Genomic DNA, 6,672 nt, shown 5'->3' with positions numbered 1-6,672 from the left:
GAATTGGAGTAGAATTCAAGAGGCAGGCTGGTTACGTAGCCAAATAATTGTGTAATTTTTAATTACGTTTTTATCATCAAAAGTGACGAAGACCCCAACTTCTCCGAAATACCCACTTAGGTCAACATCCATCATCTGCAAAAATTGCAATAACGAAGTTGTAGGCAACTTTTGCGGTAGCTGCGGGCAATCCGCCAAAACGGACAGAATAAACATGCATGTTGTGTTGCACGACTTGCAACATGGCCTGTTCCACTTTGATAAGGGGATTTTCTATACTACAAAGCAGCTGCTAACCAAGCCCGGTCACACAATCCGAGAATATCTTGAAGGTAAAAGAGTAAGGCATTTGCAACCATTTTCTTTCGTTATCGTTCTTGCGACATTTTATGGTTTGCTGTATCACTATCTAATTTTTAAACATTCCGGTTCCTGGCTACCGAAGCCAAGCGATGACATCACAAGGGCATCGGGGAAAATTATTACTTGGATCACTGAGCATTTTGCTTTTAACATCCTTATTTTTACCCTGACAACCACCGTGGTCTCGTACGTTGTCTTCAAAAAGCAAAAATATAATCTTGCAGAACACTTTACATTAAACACTTTTTCGCTAGGATTATTTACAGTTATTAGCCTATTTCTCTTCCCCATTGCTTACATCTTTGACCGTGCCGCAACACTTCAGTATGGCATAATTCAACAAGCAATACTGTTAGTCATCATGTGCTGGTCTTATGCCCAGTTTTTCAACAATTGCTCGCGATCAAAAATCATTGGCCTTACCATCGTAGCCTTTTTTGCTGTTTCAATTGTCAATTTGAGTATTGGTTTTTTTGCAGTATGGGTGCTTAGTCGTCTGACTGGAGGGTTATAAATGATAGGTGGTATGTCGTCTGAGCGGCTGTCTGGGGATACATTACCGCTCTTTTTTGCGATAGATTTTAATAGGTTTGATAATGATTTGCACTGTTTTCAGTCCGTTTAGCCGAGGCCACAGGTGCAGCGACTCCACACACGCCTCATTTTCAATTAGTTAATTGTGACATTAATTTCAAGTCATCAAGGAACTGGTTCGACATTTGTTCCGTCGCGGGTACGAAAGCCCTTCAGTGAAAGCTGAAGGGCTTTTTACGTTTAAAATCATAAGATAGATTACAAGTCAGCGACATATTTACGGTTCGACATTGCTTGTGTTAACAGAGCCTCCTTGTTCACAGATTACATCTATTACCTGCGATACAAGCCCCATCTTAATTCACATTATAACCTACTCATTGGCAGTTAATCACTGCGTTCGACGCTTCGATACTTCACCGTAAAGCTTGATAGCTCTAATATCTGGCCTATACGGATAAATATTTTCACGGAAACTTTTTTTATTGAAATAATTTCCTGAATCTTTGCTGGAAATTATTTTAGTAATAATAATTTCCAGCAAAGGTGCTCAAAGGGTGTCTTTACCAATTCCGATTATCTCTACTTCAAACATAATATATCATGAGAATTACCACTATCGCTTTTTTCTTCTTGTTAAGTTCCAGTATCACGTGTTTTTCGCAGACCTCCGATTTCTTTGCAGGGAAATGGGAAATTACAGTGTTCAATTCACCCAAAGGTGATGTTACGTTTCTGACCGAGCTAATTCGAAAAGATGGAAAACTGACCGGAGAGCTCGTTGAAAAGGCGGATCCTGCCAACAGTAGCCGCAAAATATTAAGAGTTGAAGAAAGTCATGAAAAGCTGGTGGTCTACTTCGAGTCCTCACAAGGGGGTGAAACTATTCTGGATCTGGCAAAAGTTGATCAGGATAACTTAAAAGGTACAGTGCACGACTTTGAGGCTACTGCCAAAAGATTGAAATAATCAGGTTATTAGCAACTTGACATTGAAATCTGCAATACGATCTAGCATAAAACAGATGTCATGAAGGAAGAGATATTACAAAAATCGCTAACCCTGTTTTTGAAACATGGTATTAAAGAAATGTCCAACCAGAAGCTCGTTGACTGGTTGGGTATCTCTACTAAAACCATTTATAAATACTTCCAAAGTAAAGAAGGGCTGCTGGAAGAATCCTTGTATCTATATCACAATACACAATATGAAAAGCTTTTAAATCTTTCAAGTGAGCAAAATGCTGCGTGTCATTTTTTAGACATTTGGCAGATCGCCGTTGAAATGGAGTATCATATCAACCAATCGTTTTACAAAGATCTTGGATATTATTATCCAGACCTGGCAAGGAAAGTTGAGAAGGTCATTGCCCCAAAGTTCGAACAGCATTTTTTGTCCGTCATAAACCGGGCAGTGGCGCAAGGCGCTTTCCGTAGCGACGTCCTGCCAGAAGTTGCCTTACGAAGCGTATTGGCGCTGCACCGCGCGTCAGTGGCAAGCGAAGCTTTTACACGGCTCGGCTTATCCACCAAGGATCTGTTACTGCAAACAACGGCCAATTATATCCGGGGCCTATGTACTACAGAAGGCCTGAAAGCACTGGAAAAGCACATCCAAACCCTTACATTATCCGAGTCGGCGGAAAACCTGATCGTTACCGATTAACACTAAACATACAAAAATATGCCAGCCAATACTTTTCGTAACTTATGGGTGTGTTTCTTGCTTACCCATGCCTTGATTACGCATGCACAAATTAGTTTACTGCCAATGAGCGGCAAGCTTGCTCAAAAATTTACTACCCAGGACACTTTGTTTGCAAGGCCGTATATAGACCTTGATGAGTGGCGCGACAAACCTGTTCGCCACCGCTATGTACATGGCGGTTTCGAAGGTACAGGCGCACGTTTCTCATTGTATTTCCCGCCGAAAGAGCGTTATCAGGGACGCTTTTTCCAGTACATTACTCCTTTTCCCGATAACGAAAACCTGTCACAGGGAGCTTCGGGAGAGGAAGATAAATTAGGCTTTGCCATCACGCACGGCTCCTATTTCATTGAAACAAATGGTGGTGGGCGCGTCGACTTTGCTAAACCCGAGTCGAACGATCCAACCTTGGCTGCTTTTCGCGTCAACGCCGCTACTGCGCAATTTTCCAGAGTAGTAGCCACCCAAATATACGGCGGCAAACGGCCGTATGGCTACGCGTTTGGAGGAAGTGGTGGTGCATACCGCACCGTGGGCAGCATAGAAAATACGAACGGCGTTTGGGATGGCGTGGTACCATACGTGCTGGGTTCACCTATGGCTATCCCCAATGTATTCACTGTCCGCATGCACGCAATGCGCGTGCTCAAAGATAAGTTTCCACAAATTATTGATGCATTGGAACCTGGTGGAAGTGGGAATATATACGCAGGCTTAAATGAGGAAGAAAAAGCGGCACTTAGCGAGGTCACAAAGATGGGATTCCCGCCAAAAGCCTGGTTTGGTTATCAAAGGATGGGTATCCATGGTTTTTTAGTGCTGTACCAGGGCGTGGTTAGGGCAGATAAAAGCTATTTTGAAAGGGACTTTTGGAATACGCCCGGGTATTTGGGGGCTAATCCACCCGCTTCCTTGGCCAAAGCCCGTATTCAGCAACCAAGCCTAATTAAATCAGGAATTACGATTGATGAAGCTGTAAACATGGGCCTGACTCAGGCAATGTCTCCTACTGAGCGCGGAACAGCAGATGCAGCCTGGAAAGCCATTGGTGGTGTAGATAAGGCAATGCCGGTTGCTTTTCAGTTGACAGATGTACTACCTGATATTGATTTTCTGGGAGGTGATTTGCTAATATTAAGTGGCGCAGGTGCTGGCAAAACTTTACAGATCACCAAAATCGCAGGAGACAAAGTAGTACTAGGCCCTGCCGAAGCGTCAGTGCTTGCCCAGGTAAAGCCCGGCGACCGGGTTCAGGTTGACAATTCCAATTTCCTGGCCGTTCAGACTTACCACCGTCATCAAATTCCTGGTAAAGAATACTATGTCTATGACCAATTCCTTGACAAAGAGGGCAAACCGCTTTATCCGCAGCGGTCAATGCTTCTTGGGCCACTGTTTACGCGTGGAGCTGCCGGCGTGCTGCCAACAGGTAAGTTTACAGGCAAAATGATATTATTAGAGTCACTTTGGGACCGGGAAGCTTTCCCATGGCAGGCAGACTGGTATCGCTCGAAGGTATATGCCAATCTCGGTGACAAATTGGATGATAATTTTAGGCTCTGGTATACCGACCACGCGCTTCACGGAGATGTGTCTGTTGAAGACGATCCAACCAGGACAGTGGGTTATCTGGGTGTATTGCAGCAGGCCCTGCTCGATCTGAGTGCCTGGGTTGAAAAAGACATTGCTCCCGCTGCGACCACACAATATAAAATTGATGAAGGTCAGGTAATTGTACCCAAAACGGCAAATGAACGCAAAGGTATTCAGCCCGTCGTGATGTTAATGGCCAACGGAGGCAAGCGAGCTGAGATAAAGGCTGGCCAATCGGTCACTTTTACGGCGGAAGTTGAAGTCCCTGAAAATATGGGAAAGATCGTTGCCGCCGCCTGGAATTTCGAAGGTTTGCCAAAAGAAGTCGAAAAGCAGTCCGGATGGAGCTTTGAAAACGCTGATGCCTTCCCCGTTGCAGGTAAGATCGTCCCAGCAGGCAAGACCGGTTCTCGTGTTACCATCGAGACTACCTATAAGTTTTCAAAACCCGGCAGCTATTTCCCAACGCTCAGGGTTGCCTCCCAGCGGGATGGAAACGCCAAGACACCATACACCCGCATCCAAAATCTGGACCGGGTGCGGGTAGTAGTGAAATAGGCGTTTAATTCAACCCTTTGAAGGCGTTACTAATTCATACTTTGCTCCCGAAAAACATGTGGTGTAAGCCCAACCGTTCGCTTAAACAAACGAGAGAAATAGTTGGGATTTTCAAAACCAAGTTCGGAAGAAATTTCATTGATGTTCAGGGCCGTTCCTTTTAGTAAATTTTTAGCTTCTGCTATTAAATAAAGATGAATTAGCTCCAATGCCGTTTTACCCGTCTCCTGTTTGAGCAGATCACTTAGATATCTTGGCGACAAATTCAGCTTCTCAGCAAGTGCGCTCACGGTCGGAAGACCTGATTTATGAGCTTCATCTCCTGCAAAATAGGCTGTCAGCATTTCATTGAACCTGGTAGCAATTGCTCCCGTAATCTCCGCCCGGTTGATAAATTGTCTTTTGTAAAAACGCTCTGCATATTTCAAGAGCGTATCCAAATGACTCAGAATAATGGTTTTACTATATGCATCTGTGTTATTGTGAAGCTCCTTATTCATGGTTTGCATCAGCGTCCAGATCGTCTCCTCCTCACTTGGCGAAAGGTGCAGCGCCTCATTAATATCATAATCGAAGTAATGATATTTTTTTATTTCATTGTGCAGCGCCGAGCCTGATAAATAATCCTCATGAACAAGAATAAGAAAACAAGCTTCTTCTAAGTATATATCTCTAAACATAACTTTTTGACGCGGCTTGATGAATGACATCGTTCCAAGGTCGTGGTCATATTTTGTTTTTCCGTAAAGCACGCTTCCCGAGGTCAGTCTTTTAAAACCAATTATGTAAAAATCAGCAATAAACTCAAAGTCACCGGCCCAGTGGTCATCTTTATTGGCAGACAAAATACTGAACATAGGATGCTCCGGTGGTTTCACCCCGGTAGCCTGGTTGAACGCGCTGATACTTTCGAAATGGTTCATTTTTAGGATCAGTTAAGTAGCCCCTTTTGAGGGCTACCAATTAAAGTTTTATTTACCGTGTGCTGCAATGGAAACATCCTGCCATTCTTCCCACGTTTTCATACGTTCTGCATAAGTGTATTTAATCCACTGTAAACCGGCCTTGCCTAATATTAATCTCAAAGGCGGGTTTTCCGAATTAACAAGTTTGAGCATGGCTTCGGCGGTGGCTTCCGGCACGCCCCAGTCTTCCAGATGGTTTGATTCATTCAGCGCAGTCCTCACCCCATCGTACAAACTTATTGGCTCGCTTTGTACACCGGAAGAAGTGTTGAACTCTGTCAGATAACCGTTTGGCTCGACAATAGTTACCTTTATTCCAAAGCCGCTCACTTCACTTGAAAGGCTTTCACTGATCGCCTCGACCGCAAACTTGGATGCGCTGTAAATGCCAAGCGTTGGAAACGCTACTAACCCTAATGCGCTTGAAACCTGAATAATATGACCTGAGTTTTGCTCACGCATAATGGGAATTACTGCCTGAGTCAGCCATAATAAGCCAAAAACATTGGTTTCAAACTGCTCTCTGATCTCCTGCTCATTCAACTCCTCGATTGCACCAAAATGCCCGTATCCGGCATTGTTTATCAGAACATCGATCTTTCCAAAATGTGCTTTTGCAGTTTTGATGGCTTCAAACGCAGCTTTTTTATCAGTTACATCTAATTTTAAAACCAACAAATGAGATGGATACTTTTCAACCAGTGCCTGCAATGAATCCGTATTTCTTACTGCTACGATTACCTGATCACCTTCACTTAAAAATGCCTCTGCCCAAATGCGCCCCAATCCGCGGGATGCCCCTGTAATAAAAATTGTTTTTGCCATTGCTTTAAACTATGTTAAATAATAAGGCAAATCTCAGCAGAAACTGATTGACTCTTAGGATACAAAAGTCGGCAAAAAGGAGACGTTTTTACGAAAAGTAAAAGTCATTAACTTGTCTTCTGGAAGG

6 protein-coding genes are annotated in these 6,672 nt (G+C 43.6%); 4 read left to right on the top strand and 2 right to left on the bottom strand.

Going from position 1 to position 6,672, the window contains the following annotated elements:
- The first annotated feature begins 214 nt into the window (after positions 1-214).
- From CLV60_RS32095 to CLV60_RS32080, 4 genes are all read left to right on the top strand, one after another.
- Positions 215-877 carry a DUF3667 domain-containing protein gene (locus tag CLV60_RS32095; protein ID WP_106599492.1) on the top strand — a complete coding sequence of 221 codons (663 nt, stop codon included), beginning with the start codon at positions 215-217 and terminating at the stop codon, positions 875-877.
- 623 nt (positions 878-1,500) lie between these two features.
- The gene (locus CLV60_RS32090) at positions 1,501-1,866 is read left to right on the top strand and encodes a hypothetical protein (RefSeq protein WP_106599491.1); all 366 of its coding nucleotides are present in this window, start codon (positions 1,501-1,503) and stop codon (positions 1,864-1,866) included.
- 60 nt (positions 1,867-1,926) lie between these two features.
- Entirely contained in the window at positions 1,927-2,562 is a 636-nt protein-coding gene (locus CLV60_RS32085; RefSeq protein ID WP_106599490.1) for a TetR/AcrR family transcriptional regulator, read from the top strand.
- Positions 2,563-2,580: 18 nt separating this feature from the next.
- Complete coding sequence (locus tag CLV60_RS32080) at positions 2,581-4,755, top strand: hypothetical protein (protein WP_106599489.1); 2,175 nt, start codon at positions 2,581-2,583, stop codon at positions 4,753-4,755.
- A gap of 29 nt (positions 4,756-4,784) precedes the next feature.
- Here CLV60_RS32080 and CLV60_RS32075 read toward each other — a convergent pair whose 3' ends face one another.
- Both CLV60_RS32075 and CLV60_RS32070 read right to left on the bottom strand, forming a co-directional pair.
- A complete protein-coding gene (locus CLV60_RS32075; protein WP_106599488.1) occupies positions 4,785-5,678 on the bottom strand; it encodes a helix-turn-helix domain-containing protein in 894 nt (297 codons plus the stop codon).
- 48 nt (positions 5,679-5,726) lie between these two features.
- The gene (locus CLV60_RS32070) at positions 5,727-6,545 is read right to left on the bottom strand and encodes an SDR family NAD(P)-dependent oxidoreductase (protein WP_106599487.1); all 819 of its coding nucleotides are present in this window, start codon (positions 6,543-6,545) and stop codon (positions 5,727-5,729) included.
- Between the last annotated feature and the right edge of the window lie 127 nt (positions 6,546-6,672).

Source organism: Dyadobacter jiangsuensis, assembly GCF_003014695.1.
Classification (GTDB): Bacteria; Bacteroidota; Bacteroidia; order Cytophagales; family Spirosomataceae; genus Dyadobacter; species Dyadobacter jiangsuensis.
This window is presented reverse-complemented; position numbering and strand designations above follow the sequence as displayed.